This window comes from Brevibacterium sp. LE-L, assembly GCF_050214925.1.
Lineage (GTDB): Bacteria > Actinomycetota > Actinomycetes > Actinomycetales > Brevibacteriaceae > Brevibacterium.
Window position 1 is genome coordinate 489,019 of the sequence record NZ_CP189759.1, and the last position, 16,795, is coordinate 505,813.

The following is a 16,795-nucleotide window of genomic DNA, read 5'->3' on the forward strand; positions in this document are numbered from 1 at the left end:
AGGCCGCGCGGACGGGGATGAGCGAAAACGGTCGACCAGATTCCGCGCTGCGAGCCTGACCTTTGGCAGAATATGGCTATGTCCGAGTCAATTGTATTCGCGCCGCTCGACGACGGAGTCGCGTCCGTGACGATCAACCGGTCGGCCACACGCAACGCCCTGTCCCTCGAGGTGATGGAAGCCCTCATCGACACCCTCGCCGAGGTGGGCCGCCGCACCGATGTGCGCGCAGTCATCGTCGGCTCCGCCGGTCACGTCTTCAGCTCCGGTCATGATCTCAAGGAGATCCGTGGGGCGGATCTTGAAGCGCAGCAGGAGATCTTCGACGCCTGTTCTCGTCTCATGCAGCTCATCCAGACCATTCCGCAGCCGGTCATCGCACAGGTTCAGGGGGTGGCGACGGCGGCCGGATGCCAGCTCGTGGCCGCCTGCGACCTGGCGGTCGCCGCGGAGTCGGCACGGTTTGCGACTCCGGGAGTGAAGATCGGCCTGTTCTGTTCGACGCCGATGGTCGCCCTCTCCCGCGCGGTGCCGGCGAAGCAGGCGATGCGGATGCTGCTGACCGGTGATTTCGTCTCCGCCGAGGATGCGCTGGCCTTCGGTCTCGTCTCCGACGTCGTCGCCGATGACGACCTCGAGACCGCCACGGCGGATCTCGCTCGGAAAGTGGCGTCCGCCTCGTCGGCTACAGTTGCCATAGGCAAGGCCGCGTTCTACGAGCAGCGTGAACTGCCTGTGGCCGAGGCGTATGCGCGGATGTCACAGGTGATGGCACACAATGCTGTCGGCACCGATGCTCAGGAAGGGATCGACGCCTTCCTGAGCAAGCGCGAGCCGCGGTGGCAGCACCGCGGATGAGCGCCCGCGATGTCGCGAGAACTTCGACAGTGTCAGGATGTGCCGCAGTGAGGCACGGATGAGAAGGGAATCAACGTGGCGGTGATAGTGACCGGAGCCAGCGGCTTCATCGGCGGTGCCATCGCGCGTGCTCTCGCGGAGAGGGACGAGACCGTCTACGCTCTGGGCCGGAGAGACCCGGACATCCCCGGAGTGAACTTCCAGCAGTGGGACATCACCGAGCCGGCCCCTTCGGCGGTGACGTCCCTGGCGGGGAAGGTCACTTCGGTCTTCCACTGCGCCGGGATCGCCTCGGTGAGCGCTGATGATGACGCACTCTATGAGGTGCGGGTGACGGGTACGCGCAACGTCCTCGACGCCTTCCCGAAGGCCCGCATCGTCCACCTGTCGTCGACGACGGTGTACCCGCCGAGCGAACTCCACACCGAACTGTGGGAGGAAGCCGGGCCGAAAGATCCCGGCGAGTTCTCCGACGCCTACTCGCGCACCCATGCCCTGGCCGAACAGCTCGTCGCTCGGATCCGACCCGATGCCGCGATCCTCCGACCTGCGGCCGTCTATGGCCCGGGCGAGACGATGCTCATGCCGTTCCTCGCCCACATGGCGAAGAAGGGGGTGCTGCGTCTGCCCGGAGGCGGTCGGCAGAAACTCACCCTGACCCATGTCGACAATGTCGTGCGGGCCGCGCTCGCCTGCCTCGATGTGCCCTCGGCGGCGGGTCCGTTCAATATCGGGGACCCGACCCCGTACCGGCTCAAGGACGCCGTGGCCACTCACTTTGCGCGGATGGGCTACGACCAGGTCGTCATCGAAGGGGTGGCGAAGGACAAGGCGCTGGTCATGGCGAAGCTCGGACTCCGGATCAAGGGGATGTTCAAGCGCGGAGATCGTGCGAAGCTCTTCCTCGTCGAATACCTGCAGTCCGATCGGACCTATAACCTCTCACGGCAGCAGAGGGTGCTCGGGATCTCGACCACCCAGCACCTCATCCCCTCCCGGTTCCAGTAGGCCCGTCTCAGCGTTTCAGCCCGTGCTGGGCGGCGACGATCTTCGATATCAGCGAACGCGGCAGCACACGTTTGAGCAGGAACGGCAGCGGGGCCCGGCTGCCGACGGCGTAGAACTCCCGCGGCCTGGGCGAGATGATCGCGTCGACGATCGTGGCCGCGACTGTCTCGGCCGAGATGCCGCCTCGTTCATTGGCATCGAGCCGCTCGAGCATCGTCGTGACATCCGCCGTATAGGGCGAGCCCTCTTCGAGGTACTTCGTCCGGCGCAGCCCGATGCCCGTGGCGATCGACCCGGGCTCGACGGTGCTCACCCACACCCCGAACGGTGAGAGTTCCTGCCGGGCTGCCGTGGCGAATCCGCGCAGAGCGGCCTTCGACGCCGAATAGGAGCTGCGGTGAGCCAGCGGAAAACTCGCGAGCATCGACCCGACCATGATGATGCGGCCCGTTCGTCGTTTGCGCATTCCGGGCAGAACGAGCTGACTCAGCCTTACGGGCCCGAACACATTCGTGCGGAACAGGCGTTCGACGGCATCGGCGGGCAGCTCTTCGAACGGACCGGACTGACTCTCGCCGGCATTGTTCACGAGCACATCGATGCTCTCGCGCATGCCGATCGCATCGAGATCCTCTGCCAGCCGGTCCGGCCCCTCGGGGTCGGCGAGGTCGAGCGGCAGGTATCGGACCCCGGGGATGGTGTCGGTCGGTTTGAGCCGATCCGGGCTGCGGCTCGTCGTGAGGACGGTGCAGCCCTTGGCCGCGAGTGCTTCGACGACGGCTCTGCCGATACCCGAGGTGCCGCCGGTGACGAGGACGGTGAGGTCCGGTCGCGCACTGCCCGTCATGCTCGCTCTCCCCCTGGCAGCGCGGAATCGCCGTCCCCACGTCCTGATGCGTCATGCCCTCGTCCGGATGCGCCGGCACCGGTCTGGTTCGCGACCGCACGTCCGGCCCGCAGCCCCGAGAAGATGCACCCGCCGAGGAACGTGCCTTCGAGTGCGTTGTAGCCGTGCATTCCGCCGCCCCCGAATCCGGTGACCTCACCGGCTGCGAACAGCCCCGGAATCGGTGTGCCGCCGCCAGCAGCATCGCCGATCGCTGCGCCGATGACCTGAGCGTCGAGGTTCGTCTCCACCCCGCCGAGGGTCTTGCGCGAGAGCAGACTCAGCCGCACCGCGATGAGCGGCCCGTGCTCGGGATCGAGGATTTCGTGCGGCTTGACCGCGCGCACGATCTTGTCCCCCAGATAGGCGCGGGCGTTGTGGATCGCCTGCACCTGCGCATCCTTCGAGAACGGGTGCGCGGTCTGGCGGTCCCGTTGCCGGATCTGCTCGACGAGGTGGTCGTGATCGATGACCGGCCCGCGGGAGCGTGCATTCATCCCGGCGACGAGTTCCTCGGTCGAATCGGCGACGACGAAGTCGGAACCGTACTTCTTGAACGCCTCGATCGGCGCGGGAGCATCGGAGGAGCGCACACGGTCGAGCGTGATCCGGATGTCCTTCTCCGTGATGTCCGGGTTCTGCTCCGAACCCGAGAGCGCGAATTCCTTGCGGATGATCGACTCGTTGAGGACGAACCACGAATAGTCGTACCCCGTGTCGAGGATTGTGCGCATCGTCCGGTTCGTGTCGAAACCGGGATAGTTCGGGGCTGGGAACCGGTTGCCTTCGGCATCGAACCACATCGACGAGGGTCCGGGAATGATCCGGATCCCATGCCCGGGCCAGATCGGATTCCAGTTCTCGATGCCCTCCGTGTACGCCCAGATCCGGTCCCGATTGATCAGGCTCGCCCCGGCATCCTCGGCGATCTGGAGCATCCGTCCGTCCACGTGCGCGGGCACACCGGCGAGCATCGTGTCGGGGAACTCGCCGAGGCGGTCGACCGGCCAGTACTTCTTCATGAGGTCGAAATTGTGGCCGATCCCGCCGGTGGTGACGATGACGGCGGGAGCGCGGAGTTCGAAGTCCGCGACCTCCTCGCGGTTCGACTCCACCCCGCGAGCCGTGTGGCTGGGCGCGAGCGTGCGACCGCGGACACCGACGACGGTGCCGGATTCGGTGAGGAGTGTATCGACGCGGTGTCGGAACCCGAACTCGACGAGCCCGGCCGTCTCGGCGGCTTCGACGGGTTCGCGGAAGACGCGGACCACCTCGGGGCCGGTGCCCCAGGTGAGGTGGAAACGGGGGACGGAGTTGCCGTGTTCGGCGGCTCCGGAGCCGCCGCGTTCGGCCCAGCCGACGATCGGAGTCAGGCGCAGGCCGAGGTCACGCAGGTACTGTCGCTTCTCTCCTGCCGCGAATTCGAGGTAGGCCTCGGCCCACTGTCTGGGCCAGTGGTCCTCCTCGCGGTCGAACCCCGCCGAGGTGGCCCAGTCGGCGCGGGCGAGTTCGAGCGAGTCGTGCACGCGCAGTCGACGCTGTTCGGGAGAGTCGATGAGGAAGAGCCCGCCGAGCGACCAGAACGCCTGCCCGCCGAGGTTGGCGCGATTCTCCTGGTCGAGGATGACGACGCGTTTGCCGGCTCGGGTGAGTTCATGGGCGGCGACGAGACCGGCGAGTCCGGCGCCGACGATGATCGCATCGGGGGATGGGTGGCCGTTTGTGCTCATCGTCGACTCCTCTGTCGTCTCCGTCGGCCGAACCGACGTTCAGTGGGTTCAGATTGCCAAAAACAGGCCGGATTCTGGCAATCTGCGCACACCTACTTTCCAGTAGGCTTCAGTATCGCAGACTCAGCCGCCCAGGGTGCGCTCCAACCAGTCGGCTGCCGCGGCGAAGGACTCCTCGGAGGTCGTCGGGTCGATCGGCACGAGGACTCCGTCGGAACTCGGGTAGCTGCCGAGGAAGGCGAGTTTGAGCGCGGACCGATGAACGCCCTGCAGCGCCTCGGCCACCCGCGCCTCGTGGATGTGCCCGAGCAGGTCGATCGAGAACTGGTAGAGACCCAGCCCGTCGCCGGTCGGTCGGGATTCGATGCGCGACATGTTCACACCGCGGCTGGAGAACTGTTCGAGCAGTTCGAGCAGCGAACCGGCCCGGTCCGATCGCAGAGCCGCGACGATGGTGGTCTTGTCCGCCCCGGTCGGTGCGGGAATGGCACCGGGACGGGTGACGACGACGAAACGGGTGACGGCGTCCTTGCGGTCGCCGATGTCCTCGGCGAGGACGTCGAGCCCGTAGCGCTGCGCGGCCAGGGCGGGACACACGGCGGCCACATGGTCACCGGCGTCGTTGGCCAGGTCGCGGGCGGCAGCGGCCGTCGACGAGGTCGGCAGGTAGACGGCATCGGGGAAGTGTTCGGACATGTACGCGCGCACCTGTGCCTCACCGTGCGGGTGGGAGCCGAAGGACGTGACCTCCTCGGCGGCGGTCCCCGGCTTCACGGCCAGGACGAAGCGGACGGGCACGACCACCTCGGCGATGATCTGGAGCCGACCGTGCTCGGTCAGGGCATCGATCGTGGCCGGCACCCCGCCTTCGACGGAGTTCTCGATCGGAACGACTGCGGCATCGCAGTCGCCTTCGATGACGGAATCGAGAGCGGCGGCGGCATTGCGCATCGGCTGTGCCGAGGCCGTCGCGCGCAGATTCCGGGAGTCGAGGAAGCTCAGCAGAGCCGCCTCGGTGAACGTGGCCTCGGGGCCGAGGTAGGCGAAACGGGCCAGACTCACTTGCCGGTCTCCTTCTGCTGGTGGCTCCGCTTGGCGCGGATGCGGCGGACGAGGATGGCGCGGGCGACATCGCGGTATTGGGCGGCGCGGTGCAGGTGCGCCTTGAGGTCGCGACCGGTGACGCGGTGGTGGAGGTCGCATTCGACCTCTTCCACGCGCAGGCCGGCGTTGACGACGTCGATGGTCATGGCCGTTTCGACACCCCATCCGGCGGCGAACGGCAGGGCCGTGTCAAAGGCCTCCCGGGACAGGCAGCGCATGCCTGACAGGGGCTGAGTGGCCTCGAAGCCGCTGAGTTCGGCGATGCCCTTCTTCGCGAGCCCGACGACGAATCCGAAGCCCCCGCCCTTGCGTTTCTGCTCCGGCAGGATCGCGATCGTCATGTCCGCTTCGCCCGCGAGCACGGGTGCGGCCAGGGGAGCGGTGTTGACGGCGGAGTCCTCGAGGTCGCCGTCGATGAACAGCAGCGCCCGATGCTTCGGCTCGAGACCCGGGTCGGCGTCGGAGATCTCCCGGTTGCGCAGCGCGAACGCCCCGGTCATCATGGCCGCGGCCTTGCCCTTGTTCTTCGGGTGGGTGATCACCTCGGCGCCGGCCCGACGGGCCACGGTCCCCGTGTCATCGCTCGATCCGTCGTCGACGACGAGGACGATGTCGACCCCGGGAATCTGCTTGGCCGCGGTCACCGTGGCGGCGATGCGCTCGGATTCGTTCATCGCCGGGACGATGGCGGCGACCGCCTCGGGGGCGGGGTGCGGGTGTGCGCTCATGCGGGTGCTCCTGTCCGACACCGGCGCCGAGGCGGGGCCGGGCACGGTCGGATCCGTGCCCGGCCTGCCCGGCCGGGTGGCGGATGTCAGTGGATGGTCAGCTGGCGGGACACGATTCCGGAGCGGACGCGACGGGCCTCCGTGCTCATCGGCTCGGTCGTGTTCAGCGCCTCGTCCATGGCCTTGCCGAAGGCGGCGATGGGCTCTTCGACATCGTCGGGACGGGTGCCGAACTCGAGCTCCCAGACGGGGATGATGATCCCGTGGGCGCGGAAGTAGCCGAGGAAGGAGCCGATGCCGCCGAGGTCGTTGCCGTTCTCGGCCTGCAGGCGGGCCATCGCATCGACGACGCGATCCTCGCCCTCGGAACGGGCCCAGCGGACATAGGTGCGTCCGGACATCTCGGTCCAGTAGGCGGAGTCGACCGAGGCGAGCTTCTCGGTCGGGGCGACCGAGTCGTTGGCCTGCTGCAGGGCGGCACCGACCTCGGGGTCGGTCTCGGCCTCGGGCAGCGCCCAGTAGTCGAAGGATTCGAGCACGCGGACGTCGAACGGGTGAGAGGTGTCGAGGATGTCCTGCAGGCGCGGACCCGCACCGGGTTCGGTCGTCGCTTCGATCGAGGTGCCGGGCTCCGCCTCGACGGCGGCGAGGATGCCGCGGGCAACATCGCGGGAGGCGTCGGTCGAGGACACCGGCACCTGCATGCCGGCCATGATCTCACCGTCATCACGACGCCAGGCCTGCCAGGCGGCGGGCAGGAGCGAGGCGATCGTCACCTCATGGCCGCCGTATTCCTCGGTGAGCTTCGCGGTCGCGGTCGCCGCGGGCACGAGTTCACGCAGGCAGATGATGTCGGCTTCGAACGGCAGGTCCGCAAACGGACGTGCGACGAAAGCCGTGGCCTGCGCCCTCGCGAGGCGTTTGGCGATGAGTTCTTCCTTGGAGCGCTTCGACTTCTTTCCCATGGGACGCAAGTCTAGTCGGTGCGCCGTGAGTGCGCCGGGAGGGTCCGGCGCCGCGCCGCTCCGCTCAGCGGTCGCGGGCGACGGGAATGAAGTATCGAGTGTTGTTGGACTCGTCCATACGCACCTGCAGCTTGTCACCGGGGTGCGGGAAGGCTGAGCGTTCGGGGTTGTCGGGAGTCAGCCCGAGCGTCTCGAGCTGGATGATGCCGTGCCGGCCGACTTCATCTGCGGCGAGGACGTAGGAGTGGTTGAGTTCGCGGATCGTGACCTCGATGGCCGGCTCGGTCGGTTCGTCCGTTTCGGCGAAGGTGCGTGGTGGGGCGGAATTGCCCATGCCCAGGTACGCTCCGACGTCATCGGCGATAAAACCGGCCACGGAATCCGCCTGGGCCATGAGACCGGCGAGGATGACGGACAGTCTCTCCTGCTGGGCGTCGGACTTCAGGGCCTGCCCGGGTTTGAACAGGTGCTCCTCGGCGAGGACGCACCACGCGTCCTGCAGGATCGTGCGCAGCTGCAGTTCGACGAGGACGGAGGGCTCGGAGTCGAACGGGACTTCGACGATGAGGTGGCGACCGCGGTATCCGGAGGGTTTCGGAGTCGCGGAGTAGTCGCGCACCTCGGCGATGGAGAGGTTCGCGTCGTCGTTCGCCTCGGTGAGCAGGTCCCACAGGGCGAGCTGTTCGCGTTCGGTGCGGCAGACGACGCGAGCGCCGACGACGTCGATGACCTGGTTTTCGACTTCGACGGATTCGTGGATCTCGTCATTGGCGTCGGCGAGTTTGCGTCGCAGCTTCTCACCCGTGCGCATCCGGTCCTTGATCCGACCGTCGACGACGCGCACTCGGTCGCCGGAGAGCAGAGAGGAGGAGGCGCGGACGGACTCGACCCAGTCGTTGACCGTCTCCAGGGCGGCCCTCCAGGTGGACTCACGCCGGTCGTAGGCTTCGTCGACCAGTTCGCGGACAGTTGCTGACATCATCGTCACCTTCCTAGCTCCTGGTTCAACTTCACCAGAAGACCGGGGAGATGTCTATGGCTGTGCCGCTAATGTTGCTCAGGCGGGGCCAAGGGGTGAGACGGACGACCGGGAGGCGGTTCAGAGGTCGTAGTCGACGATGACCGGTGCGTGGTCGGACGCGCCCTTGCCCTTGCGCTCTTCGCGGTCGATCTCGCCGGCTGAGGCGGTCGCGGCCAGCGACTGTGAGGCGAGCTGGAAGTCGATGCGCATGCCCTGCTTCTTCGGGAAACGCAGCTTCTGGTAATCCCAGAACGTGTAGACGCCGGGTCCGGGAGTGAACTGGCGGGTGACCTCGCTCAGGCCGGCTCCGAGGAGGTCGTCGAAGGCTCTGCGCTCGGCATCCGACACGTGCGTGGCGCCGTCGAATTCGGCCATGTCCCACACGTCCTCGTCGAGCGGGGCGACGTTGAAGTCACCGCAGAGGACGAGTCTCTTCTCCGGTTCGTCTGCCAGCTGGGCGGCGATGTCGCTCGTCAGCGCCCGGTACCACTCGAGTTTGTAGTCGTAGTGCGGGTGATCGAGTTCGCGGCCGTTGGGCACATAGAGGGAGTAGACGCGCACCCCGTTGCAGGTGGCGGCCAGGGCGCGAGCCTCGACGACGGGTTCGTCCGCACCGAAGGCCGGAATGTCCGCAAAGCCGATCTCCGTGTCGGTGAGTCCGACGCGGGAGGCGATGGCCACGCCGTTCCACTGGTTGAGGCCATGGAAGCTCACTTCATAGCCGCGCTCGGTGAACAGTTCCTCGGGGAACTGGGCATCCTTGCACTTGAGCTCCTGGATGGCCAGGACATCGACATCCGAACGATCCAGCCAGGCCCCGATGCGATCGTGGCGGGCGCGGATCGAGTTCACATTCCACGTAGCGATTCTCACCCTCCCACCCTAAGCGGTCGGCCCCGGAGGAGAAAGCGCACCCGGCCCCCGGCAACGTGATCGCAGGTCGCCCGCCGGAGGGGGCGGCGATTGCCGGGCCCCTGCGCCGACCGCACGGCCGCGAGTCGATAAGCTGGTGCCATGCCTGACGCTCCCAACGATCATCTCGGCCACGACGGCGCCGCGTACCCCGACTCCTACTATGTGCGTCTGTCCGAGGACCGCTTCGTCTCGACCCTGCACAGTCAGGGCGCATGGCAGCCCGGCGAGCAGCACCTCGCGCCCGCCTCGGGGATCGTCCTCGCCGAGATCGAACGCCGCCTGCCCAGCGACAAGATGGTCTCGCGGGTGACCTTCGACGTCCTCGGCGTCATCCACTCTGGTGAGTTCACCATCGACGTCGAGGTCATCCGCCCCGGCCGGACCATCGAACTCGTCGAAGCCCGGATGCGCCATGGTGAGCGCACGAGCATCATCGCTCGCGCCTGGCGACTGCTGGCTTCCGACACCGAGGCGGTCGCCGGTGACGAATGGCAGCCGCTGCCCGCCGTGTCCGAGATGCCCCAGGCCCCGTTCACCAACCGCTGGGGCGGCGGCTACATCGCGTCCCTCGAAGGCAGACAGGGAGCCGACGCCCACCCCGGCTATGCCCAGTCGTGGGTGCGCAGCCCCTACCCGCTCGTCGACGGCGAGACCGACCCTCCGACCGCGGCCTTCGTCAAGTACGTCGACACCGCCAACGGCCTGGCCGTGCGTGAGGACCCGAAGACGACCTTCTTCCCCAATGTCGACCTCTCCATCCACCTCACCCGGGAGCCCGAAGCCGGGTGGGTCGGCTTCGATACGCAGGTGACGTTCGGCCCGACCGGACTCGGCCAGACCACGAGCGTGCTCAGCGACACCGACGGCCCCATCGGCACCGCCGTGCAGTCCCTGACAGTGCGCAGAGGCCGCGGAGCGGTATGACCGACAGGGCCCCGCAGGCACCGCGAACCGCATCGTCGCAAGCCGGTGACGATGCCGCTTCGCGGCGGGGCCGGATGCCTCGACCGCGTGCTCTCATCACCGGGGCGAGTTCCGGTCTGGGGCGCGGCTATGCGCGGGCCCTGGCCGGCGATGGCTATGATCTCGTGCTCGTCGCCCGTGACGAACGGCGACTGCGGGAACTGTCCGATCAGCTGGGTGCCGCTCACGCGATCAACGCCGAGGTGGTCGCCGCCGACCTGGCGAGGAGGGACGGAATCGACGCAGTCGCCGAGGTCATCGACACGCAGCAGATCGATGTCCTCATCAACAACGCCGGCTACGGACTGCGCGGATCGCTGTTGGAGTCCGACATCGCCGCACTCAATGATCAGGATCAGGTGCTCACCGGTGCCGTGAGAGAACTGTCGCTGCTCGCGGCACGGAGGATGCGGGCCCGCGGCCGCGGCGGCATCGTCACCGTCTCCTCCCTGGCGGCGGTGACGACGATGGGCCAGTACGCCGCGTCGAAAGCCTCAACGCTCGTGTTCACCGAGGCGCTCGCTGGGGAGCTGCGGAACAGTCCGGTGACGGTCACCGCCGTTCTGCCCGGGTTCATCCGGACAGAATTCCACGAACGCCTCGGTGTCGCCCGTCCCGGTCCCGGTCTGCTCTGGCTGAGCGTCGACCAGGTCGTGCGGGAGTCGCTGCGTGATGCTCGTGCGGGCAAGGTCGTCTCGGTCCCCGGGCGCGGTTATCGGCTGGCCGGTCTCGTTGCTCCGCTGGTGCCGCGTCCGCTCATGAGGTGGGGATCGAACGGTTTCGCCTTCGCCCGTCGTGACGGTCGCTGAACGATCGACGACGCCACGTCCTGCTTCGCGGGAGAGCCGTCTCGAGGTGTGGCCCATCAGCAATTTTCGTCCGCCCAGCGAAGTGCGGTTGAAAAGTGAACTACCTCGAACTGAGCCTGTGACCAGGGGTTCTATTCTGCCATCTTCTGTGCTATAGATTCGCGGGCGAGATGAGACAAGTGGTGAGATTCTTTACAAGCGGTGCGAAAGTGTGGTCAAATTATGGTGTTCGCCCGGTGGGGATCGGGTGAACATAACGGACGTATGGGGATGCGTCCGGGTACTCGAGGGGAGTGCTGCGAGGACCCCGGGATGTCGCGATTGAGCGCCCCGGGGTCTTTGTCATTCATCACGCTTCGCGGAGGGGCTTTGCCACTCACAACTCCTCGCAGAGGGTCTTTGTCGTCCACAACGCTTCGCGGAGTTCATGCTGCCGACCGCCGAACTTGCGGTCACTATCGGATTTTTCACCGAAATGTAGGTCGCAAACGGACATTTCTGAGCCCGGAAAGTATCCGATTGCGACCTGCATTTCGGGGCAGCGGCTACACACTGACGGTGCGTTGGCGGCGGGAACGCGTGCGGGCGATGCCGACTTCGACCGCCACGGCCCGCAGCGGGGCGCCCAGTGCCAGGGAGGCATTGCCCGCGACACGGTCGGCCACCTCGGCGATGAGCGCATCGATGTCCGCGCGTTCATCGGCGTCGATGTGGACGAGCAGCTCCGGACTGCGGGCGGTCCCGCGCAGGATCACCTGTGCGTCGACGACCCCGTCGGTGGACTCGAGATCGTCAGCGACCGCCTCGGCGATGACCTCCGCGTTCATCGTCGTCAGTCCCGTCCGGGCGTCGGCCTGCATCCGGAAGGGCTTCGCGAAGTCCTTCCTGGGAACCTGCACGGCCAGCCAACGCAAGGCGATGACGGCGAGGACGACCGCGACGACGAGGGCAATCACCGCCGAATACGGCAGGGCGAGCACTGCTGTCGCCGGGTCGAGACTCGCGTCAGCCTGCAGCGAAGGCAGGAAAGCGGCGGCGAAACCGAATCCGATGGCGAGCACGGCCAGTCCGAGGAGCAGGGCGATGAGGCCGACGATGATGAGCCCCGTGCGGTTCGCGGCGGCGGCCGTGCGTCTCATGACTGACTCCTTCGTGCCTGGACCTTCACTGTGGGTGCGCGGTCGAACGAGATCGCATCGAAGCGCTGCCGCACGGCGGCCTCGACCTCGGCGCGGATCGGTTCGTGATCGCGGATCGGGGTGGAGAACGTGACGATCGTCGAGGTGGCGTTCGAGGAGGCCTTGACTCCGCTGACGCCGTCGACCTCGTCGGCAGCGGCGGCCGCGATCTGCGACAGCGACGAGGTGGGCACGGCGACCTCGAGATCACCGATGTGGTCGGGCGTGTTTGCCTTCACCCCGGTGATCCGACGCGCCCCCGGCGAGACACCGAGGAGGAGTGCGATGAGCCCGAGCAGCGCAACGATGAGGCCGGTGCCGATGACGACTCCCGAGCTCCAGTGCAATGCGGAGAGCCCGCCGAGACCAGAAGACGGATCCGCGGAGGTTGCTCCGTACCCGGCTGCCGTCCCGAACAGCGGCGCATCCACGGTGCCGGAGGTCACGATGGCGGCGACCGCGAACCAGCCGAGCCCCACGGCCACGAGCAGCACCAGCAGCGCGACGACCACGGCGGGGCCGATGCGTGATGGCCGCTTGCGCAGGAGACGAGAGCTCATTGCAGGGTCCTCTTTCCTCGATCCGTGCCGACAGCGGCCGGTCGCAGCCACCGCACGGCGATGTCGACCTGGCGGACGGTGACGCCGGTGAGACGTTCGACTTCGGTGCTCAGCGTGGTGCGCACCCGCTCAGTCGCCTCGGCGATGGGGGTGGGATAGCTCAGCCCCACGTCGACGGCGAGAGTGCAGCTGCGTCCGGACAGGGTGACGTCCACGGCAGGGCGGGTCTCCAGGCTCGAGTTCGCGCCGATGCCGAAGAGGCCCGCGCTCGTGCCGCCGACGCCGGGCAGGTCTTTGAGGATCTGCCCGGCGGTGCGCTCGACGACCTTGTCCGCGATCGTCAGACCGCCTCGGCGAGGGGCCGGAGCCGTGGTCGTGTCAGGAGTCGACGACACGGCCCTACCTCCGGGTGGTCGAACGCGAACTCAGCGCGGACAGGTCGAGGCGTCCGTCGAGGACGAGGCCGACGGCGAGGCCGAGACCGCCGCAGATCGCGACGACGAGGAAGGCGAGGAAACCGCCGAAGTAGGCGACGATTCCCAAGGTCAGTCCGACGAGGAGTCCGATGAGTGTTTTCGACATGGCGTTCCTTCTGCGAAGGTGGTGCTGCGGATGGGGTCAGCTGAGTTCGGGAGAGTCCTTGGCCGGCGGCTCCTCGTCGTCCTCCGGCAGGTGGACGTCGGCGACGTCGATGTTGACCTCGACGACCTGGAGTCCGGTGCCGGTCTCGACGGCGCGGATGACGTTGCGGCGGATCGCCTCGGCGACCTCGACGATGGAGGTGCCGTACTCGACGACGATGGTGAGGTCGATGGCGGTCTGCTTCTCACCCTTCTCCACGGACACGCCGCCGGAGACGTTCGTCTGCGAGCCGGGGATGCGGTCGGTGAGGGTGTCGAAGGCGCGGCGTGCGGCGGTGCCCATGCCGTGGACGCCGGGAACCTCACGTGCGGCGATGCCGGTGAGTTTGGCGACGACGTTCTCGGCTATGGAGGTCGTGCCCATGTCGGTCACGAGAGGGCTGCGCACGGAATCCTCGGCCGGGATCTGGCTGGTCGAGGCGTTCTGCTTGTTCTCTGACATTTCTTCGGGTCCCTTCGGTCGGGTGGTGTCTTCGAGAGGTGCTGACATAGGTACAGACGCAGGTGGTGGGAGATCCTCACGCAGATTTCGCAAAGAATTCTCAGAGGCCCGGCGAGCGGCACGGTGAGACGCGCGGCGAATCCGGCTGATGGCGCTCGCCGAGTCCGGTTGTTTCGCCCTGTTCCGGCCCGGCGGGTTCCTCGCTCGCCGACCGATCGGCATCTCACCGCGAGTGCCTTACGATGAGGGTATGACCAGGGGAGACAGTCGCTTCGACATCGTCACCTTGGTGGTGCGTGCCCGAGAAGGCGACATCGCCTCCTTCGAAGCGCTCGTCGACGAATTCGAGCGGAAGCTGCTGCGTTTCGCCCTGCGCACGCTCGGTGACCGGCAGGATGCCGAGGACGTCGTTCAGGACACGCTCGTGCAGGCGTGGAAGTCCCTCGATGCCCTCGCCGAGCCCGCGGCCTTCGGCACATGGATCTACCGGATGGCGTCGAACCGCTGCACCGATGTGCTGCGACGCCGTTCGGCCCGGCCCGCCGACGCTTCGGACCCCGAGGACTTGGGGCACCATTCGGACGGTGCGGCCTCGGTCGAGAGATCAGTCGAAGCACGCACCGCACTCGAGCATTTCACCGAAATCCTCCAGACGCTGTCCTCGGAACAGCGTGTAACGTGGGTGCTCCATCAGATGGAGGGTCTAAGCTATTCCGAGGTCGCTGCGACCCTGGGAATCAGCGAAGGCAGCGTACGCGGTCGCATCCACCGCGCCCGAGTCGCCATCGCCGAGGGGATGGAAGGTTGGGTATGAGCGACGAGACCGCCGATGCGGCAACGGGAGACACCGATGCCCGCCTGCGCGCCGTCATCGACGAATATATGGGAGCCTTCGAGCCCGACCCCGAGGACTCGGCAGGGCTGCGCGAGCGGATCCTCCGACTCGTCCGCGACGATGCGGTGCTCGCACCCTCGACGAGGCTGCTGAGCGAACGCGGCAACCCCTTCCGGATCACGACGGCCACGGTCCGCGAGATCGTCCGCGCGGCCGTCGACGCCGTGGACGGCATCCGCGCCCGCAGTGTCACCGTGACTCCGAGCGGCGAACCGGAGGGAAGCACGGCCGATGTGGGCCTGACCGTGGCCATGCGGGCCGGGGTCGAATTCGTCCCCGCCGCGGAGGAGGTCCGGCGCGCCATCGCCCGTGATCTCGACACGGAGCTGGGGATCCCGGCGAACCGGATCGACATCACCGCCGAAGACGTCTTCGTCAGCGAAGATGCCGACACAGATGCAGCTGGCAGCCGCGCTGCCGGCAGCGAGGAGGCCGCAGATGACTGAGCCGAGGACGAGCGCAGGCAAGACGGCCGAGGCGCAGGCGAGTGCGGGCCCGTCGACCGGTGCGGGCGCACAGGAGAACGGAGAGCGCGTGATCTCGACACAGCTGACCGAGTCGGTCACGGGAATCGGCGGAGTCACCGGTCTGGCGCCCGGACTGCGCGACATGGTCGCCACCGCTGCCGCACGCGTGATGCGCAGACCCGCAGGAGGGCCGCCTCGCGTCGATGTCGCCCGCTCGGACGACGGTTGGAGTGTCCGCGTCGACGCTCACCTCGACGACAGTCGGTCCGTGTCCGAGATCGTCGACGAACTCTTCGCCGTCATCGCAGTCGACCTCCGGGCCCTCATCGACGGACCCGTCGGGGACATCGACATCGACGTTCGCGTCGTCAGCCGCGGTCGCTGAGCCCCGCCAGCCCGCCCGCCGGCTGGACGGCAGACAGCGCAGACAGCATCACGGCCCAGAAGAAGTTGAGCAGCCCAGCTCGACACTGGACTGCTCAACTTCTTCTGGGCCGTTTCCGCGTACGCCGGGCTCCCAGGCACCGTGGCTGCGGATGTCCGGGAGCCGGCGCTGCGGCTGTCCGGAGCGGACTCAGGCGGACTTGGCCTTCGACCGTCCGGTGATGAGTCCCCAGACGATGAGCACGATCAGCGAACCACCGATCGCACACAGCCAAGTCGAAAGCGAGAAGAACTTGTCCATCTCCGCGCCGAAGATCGCGCCGCCGAGCCAACCGCCGAGCATGGCGCCGATGACGCCGAGGATGAGATATGCAATGAAACCCATGTTGCTCACGTCCCTTCTGAGGCACTTGACCGGCTGGGTTGCACGGTTGAGTCTCAACTGTACAACCGGGGCCCGTCAAGAGTGCCAACCTGCGTTGATTCTTTATGACATCGGTACAGACGCAGCCTGGGCCGAATCCTCACGCAGAACCGGGCAGCGATCTTTCGGCAGCCCGGCCGCCGGACCGTGGTCGCTGGGACGGCGCTGAATGGTCGCCGATGGCCTGCACATTAGACTGGACACCATGACCGACAGCGCTGACACTCGCCGACAACTGCTCGACCTCATCGACGAACTTGCCGTGGTCCGCGGCAGAGTGACTCTCTCCTCCGGCAGAGAGGCCGACTACTACCTCGATCTGCGGAGGGTCACGCTCGACCACCGCTCTGCCCCGCTCATCGGAGATGTCGTCCTCGATCTGCTCGAATCCGCAGGACTGCTCGAGAAGATCGACGCCGTCGGCGGACTGACCATGGGCGCCGACCCCGTCGGCACCGCGGTCATGCACCGCTCCGTGGTCCGCGGCACCCCGGTCGATTCCTTCGTCGTCCGCAAGGAGGCGAAGAAACACGGCATGTCCCGCCGGGTCGAAGGCCCCGACGTCAAGGGCAAGCGCGTCATCGCCGTCGAGGACACCTCGACGACGGGTGGATCCGTGCTCACCGCGGTCGAGGCGCTCCGGGAAGCCGGCGCCGAGGTGGTCGCCGTGGCCGTGGTCATGGACCGTGACACCGGCGCCAAGGAGCGGGTCGAAGCCACCGGCATCCCGTACCTCACCGCGCTGACGACCGCGGATCTCGGACTCGACTGAGGGCCGCCTCGGCGAGGTGGGGTTCGCACTCCTCCTCGGCGCAGT

At 67.3% G+C, this 16,795-nt stretch carries 20 protein-coding genes and 1 pseudogene; 8 read left to right on the plus strand and 13 right to left on the minus strand.

Going from position 1 to position 16,795, the window contains the following annotated elements; translation table 11 throughout:
- Positions 1–78 precede the first annotated feature (78 nt).
- Together ACQE2J_RS02150 and ACQE2J_RS02155 are read left to right on the plus strand one after the other, a co-directional pair.
- Complete coding sequence (locus ACQE2J_RS02150) at positions 79–858, plus strand: enoyl-CoA hydratase (RefSeq protein ID WP_135541781.1); 780 nt, start codon at positions 79–81, stop codon at positions 856–858.
- A 75-nt stretch (positions 859–933) separates the two neighbouring features.
- Positions 934–1,866 carry an NAD-dependent epimerase/dehydratase family protein gene (locus ACQE2J_RS02155; RefSeq protein WP_135541783.1) on the plus strand — a complete coding sequence of 311 codons (933 nt, stop codon included), beginning with the start codon at positions 934–936 and terminating at the stop codon, positions 1,864–1,866.
- Positions 1,867–1,873: 7 nt separating this feature from the next.
- On the opposite strand, the gene ACQE2J_RS02160 is transcribed toward ACQE2J_RS02155, so the two are convergent.
- From ACQE2J_RS02160 to ACQE2J_RS02190, 7 genes are all read right to left on the minus strand, one after another.
- Positions 1,874–2,713 carry an SDR family oxidoreductase gene (locus ACQE2J_RS02160; protein ID WP_135541785.1) on the minus strand — a complete coding sequence of 280 codons (840 nt, stop codon included), beginning with the start codon at positions 2,711–2,713 and terminating at the stop codon, positions 1,874–1,876.
- The gene (locus ACQE2J_RS02165) at positions 2,710–4,482 is read right to left on the minus strand and encodes an FAD-binding dehydrogenase (RefSeq protein ID WP_426936970.1); all 1,773 of its coding nucleotides are present in this window, start codon (positions 4,480–4,482) and stop codon (positions 2,710–2,712) included. Before ACQE2J_RS02165 ends, ACQE2J_RS02160 begins: the two co-directional genes overlap by 4 nt.
- Positions 4,483–4,605: 123 nt before the next feature.
- Complete coding sequence (gene pheA, locus ACQE2J_RS02170; RefSeq protein ID WP_135541788.1) at positions 4,606–5,544, minus strand: prephenate dehydratase; 939 nt, start codon at positions 5,542–5,544, stop codon at positions 4,606–4,608.
- The gene (locus tag ACQE2J_RS02175; protein WP_426936971.1) at positions 5,541–6,314 is read right to left on the minus strand and encodes a glycosyltransferase family 2 protein; all 774 of its coding nucleotides are present in this window, start codon (positions 6,312–6,314) and stop codon (positions 5,541–5,543) included. The genes pheA and ACQE2J_RS02175 overlap by 4 nt, the downstream gene beginning before the upstream one ends.
- 86 nt (positions 6,315–6,400) lie before the next feature.
- Positions 6,401–7,279 (minus strand): DUF5926 family protein, encoded by an 879-nt coding sequence (locus tag ACQE2J_RS02180; protein WP_135541792.1) that lies wholly within the window; start codon positions 7,277–7,279, stop codon positions 6,401–6,403.
- A 64-nt stretch (positions 7,280–7,343) separates the two neighbouring features.
- Positions 7,344–8,261, minus strand: coding sequence for a GTP pyrophosphokinase (locus ACQE2J_RS02185; RefSeq protein ID WP_240690031.1), 918 nt, complete (start codon positions 8,259–8,261; stop codon positions 7,344–7,346).
- A gap of 117 nt (positions 8,262–8,378) precedes the next feature.
- Positions 8,379–9,173, minus strand: coding sequence for an exodeoxyribonuclease III (locus tag ACQE2J_RS02190; protein ID WP_135541794.1), 795 nt, complete (start codon positions 9,171–9,173; stop codon positions 8,379–8,381).
- 141 nt (positions 9,174–9,314) lie between these two features.
- Here ACQE2J_RS02190 and ACQE2J_RS02195 point away from each other — a divergent pair, with 141 nt between their 5' ends.
- Positions 9,315–10,139: a thioesterase family protein gene (locus ACQE2J_RS02195; RefSeq protein WP_135541796.1), complete on the plus strand. Its 825-nt coding sequence runs from the start codon at positions 9,315–9,317 to the stop codon at positions 10,137–10,139.
- Complete coding sequence (locus ACQE2J_RS02200) at positions 10,136–10,987, plus strand: SDR family NAD(P)-dependent oxidoreductase (protein WP_240690033.1); 852 nt, start codon at positions 10,136–10,138, stop codon at positions 10,985–10,987. The genes ACQE2J_RS02195 and ACQE2J_RS02200 overlap by 4 nt, the downstream gene beginning before the upstream one ends.
- Positions 10,988–11,532: 545 nt before the next feature.
- Here ACQE2J_RS02200 and amaP read toward each other — a convergent pair.
- The 5 genes from amaP to ACQE2J_RS02225 are packed head-to-tail and all read right to left on the minus strand — an operon-like array spanning position 11,533 to position 13,808.
- The gene (amaP, locus tag ACQE2J_RS02205) at positions 11,533–12,126 is read right to left on the minus strand and encodes an alkaline shock response membrane anchor protein AmaP (RefSeq protein ID WP_135541798.1); all 594 of its coding nucleotides are present in this window, start codon (positions 12,124–12,126) and stop codon (positions 11,533–11,535) included.
- Positions 12,123–12,725 (minus strand): DUF6286 domain-containing protein, encoded by a 603-nt coding sequence (locus ACQE2J_RS02210; protein WP_135541800.1) that lies wholly within the window; start codon positions 12,723–12,725, stop codon positions 12,123–12,125. The genes amaP and ACQE2J_RS02210 overlap by 4 nt, the downstream gene beginning before the upstream one ends.
- Positions 12,722–13,120 carry an Asp23/Gls24 family envelope stress response protein gene (locus ACQE2J_RS02215; protein WP_135541802.1) on the minus strand — a complete coding sequence of 133 codons (399 nt, stop codon included), beginning with the start codon at positions 13,118–13,120 and terminating at the stop codon, positions 12,722–12,724. The genes ACQE2J_RS02210 and ACQE2J_RS02215 overlap by 4 nt, the downstream gene beginning before the upstream one ends.
- A 4-nt stretch (positions 13,121–13,124) precedes the next feature.
- On the minus strand, positions 13,125–13,307 hold the full coding sequence (locus tag ACQE2J_RS02220; RefSeq protein ID WP_135541803.1) for a DUF2273 domain-containing protein: 183 nt from the start codon (positions 13,305–13,307) through the stop codon (positions 13,125–13,127).
- 36 nt (positions 13,308–13,343) lie between these two features.
- Positions 13,344–13,808 carry an Asp23/Gls24 family envelope stress response protein gene (locus ACQE2J_RS02225; RefSeq protein ID WP_425118992.1) on the minus strand — a complete coding sequence of 155 codons (465 nt, stop codon included), beginning with the start codon at positions 13,806–13,808 and terminating at the stop codon, positions 13,344–13,346.
- 250 nt (positions 13,809–14,058) lie between these two features.
- On the opposite strand from ACQE2J_RS02225, the gene ACQE2J_RS02230 reads away from it, so the two are divergent.
- Genes ACQE2J_RS02230 through ACQE2J_RS02240 form a run of 3 tightly spaced genes read left to right on the plus strand, consistent with a single transcriptional unit; the run spans position 14,059 to position 15,555 of the window.
- Positions 14,059–14,622 (plus strand): RNA polymerase sigma factor, encoded by a 564-nt coding sequence (locus ACQE2J_RS02230; protein WP_426936972.1) that lies wholly within the window; start codon positions 14,059–14,061, stop codon positions 14,620–14,622.
- Positions 14,619–15,149, plus strand: a complete 531-nt coding sequence (locus ACQE2J_RS02235) for a hypothetical protein (RefSeq protein ID WP_426936973.1) — start codon at positions 14,619–14,621, stop codon at positions 15,147–15,149. Before ACQE2J_RS02230 ends, ACQE2J_RS02235 begins: the two co-directional genes overlap by 4 nt.
- Positions 15,142–15,555, plus strand: a complete 414-nt coding sequence (locus tag ACQE2J_RS02240; protein ID WP_425118991.1) for a hypothetical protein — start codon at positions 15,142–15,144, stop codon at positions 15,553–15,555. Before ACQE2J_RS02235 ends, ACQE2J_RS02240 begins: the two co-directional genes overlap by 8 nt.
- A gap of 189 nt (positions 15,556–15,744) precedes the next feature.
- Here ACQE2J_RS02240 and ACQE2J_RS02245 read toward each other — a convergent pair.
- Positions 15,745–15,936, minus strand: a pseudogene (locus ACQE2J_RS02245) (GlsB/YeaQ/YmgE family stress response membrane protein); the annotation flags it as partial.
- 247 nt (positions 15,937–16,183) lie between these two features.
- Between ACQE2J_RS02245 and pyrE the strand changes: the two are divergent.
- Complete coding sequence (gene pyrE / locus ACQE2J_RS02250) at positions 16,184–16,750, plus strand: orotate phosphoribosyltransferase (protein WP_426936974.1); 567 nt, start codon at positions 16,184–16,186, stop codon at positions 16,748–16,750.
- Positions 16,751–16,795: the final 45 nt, after the last annotated feature.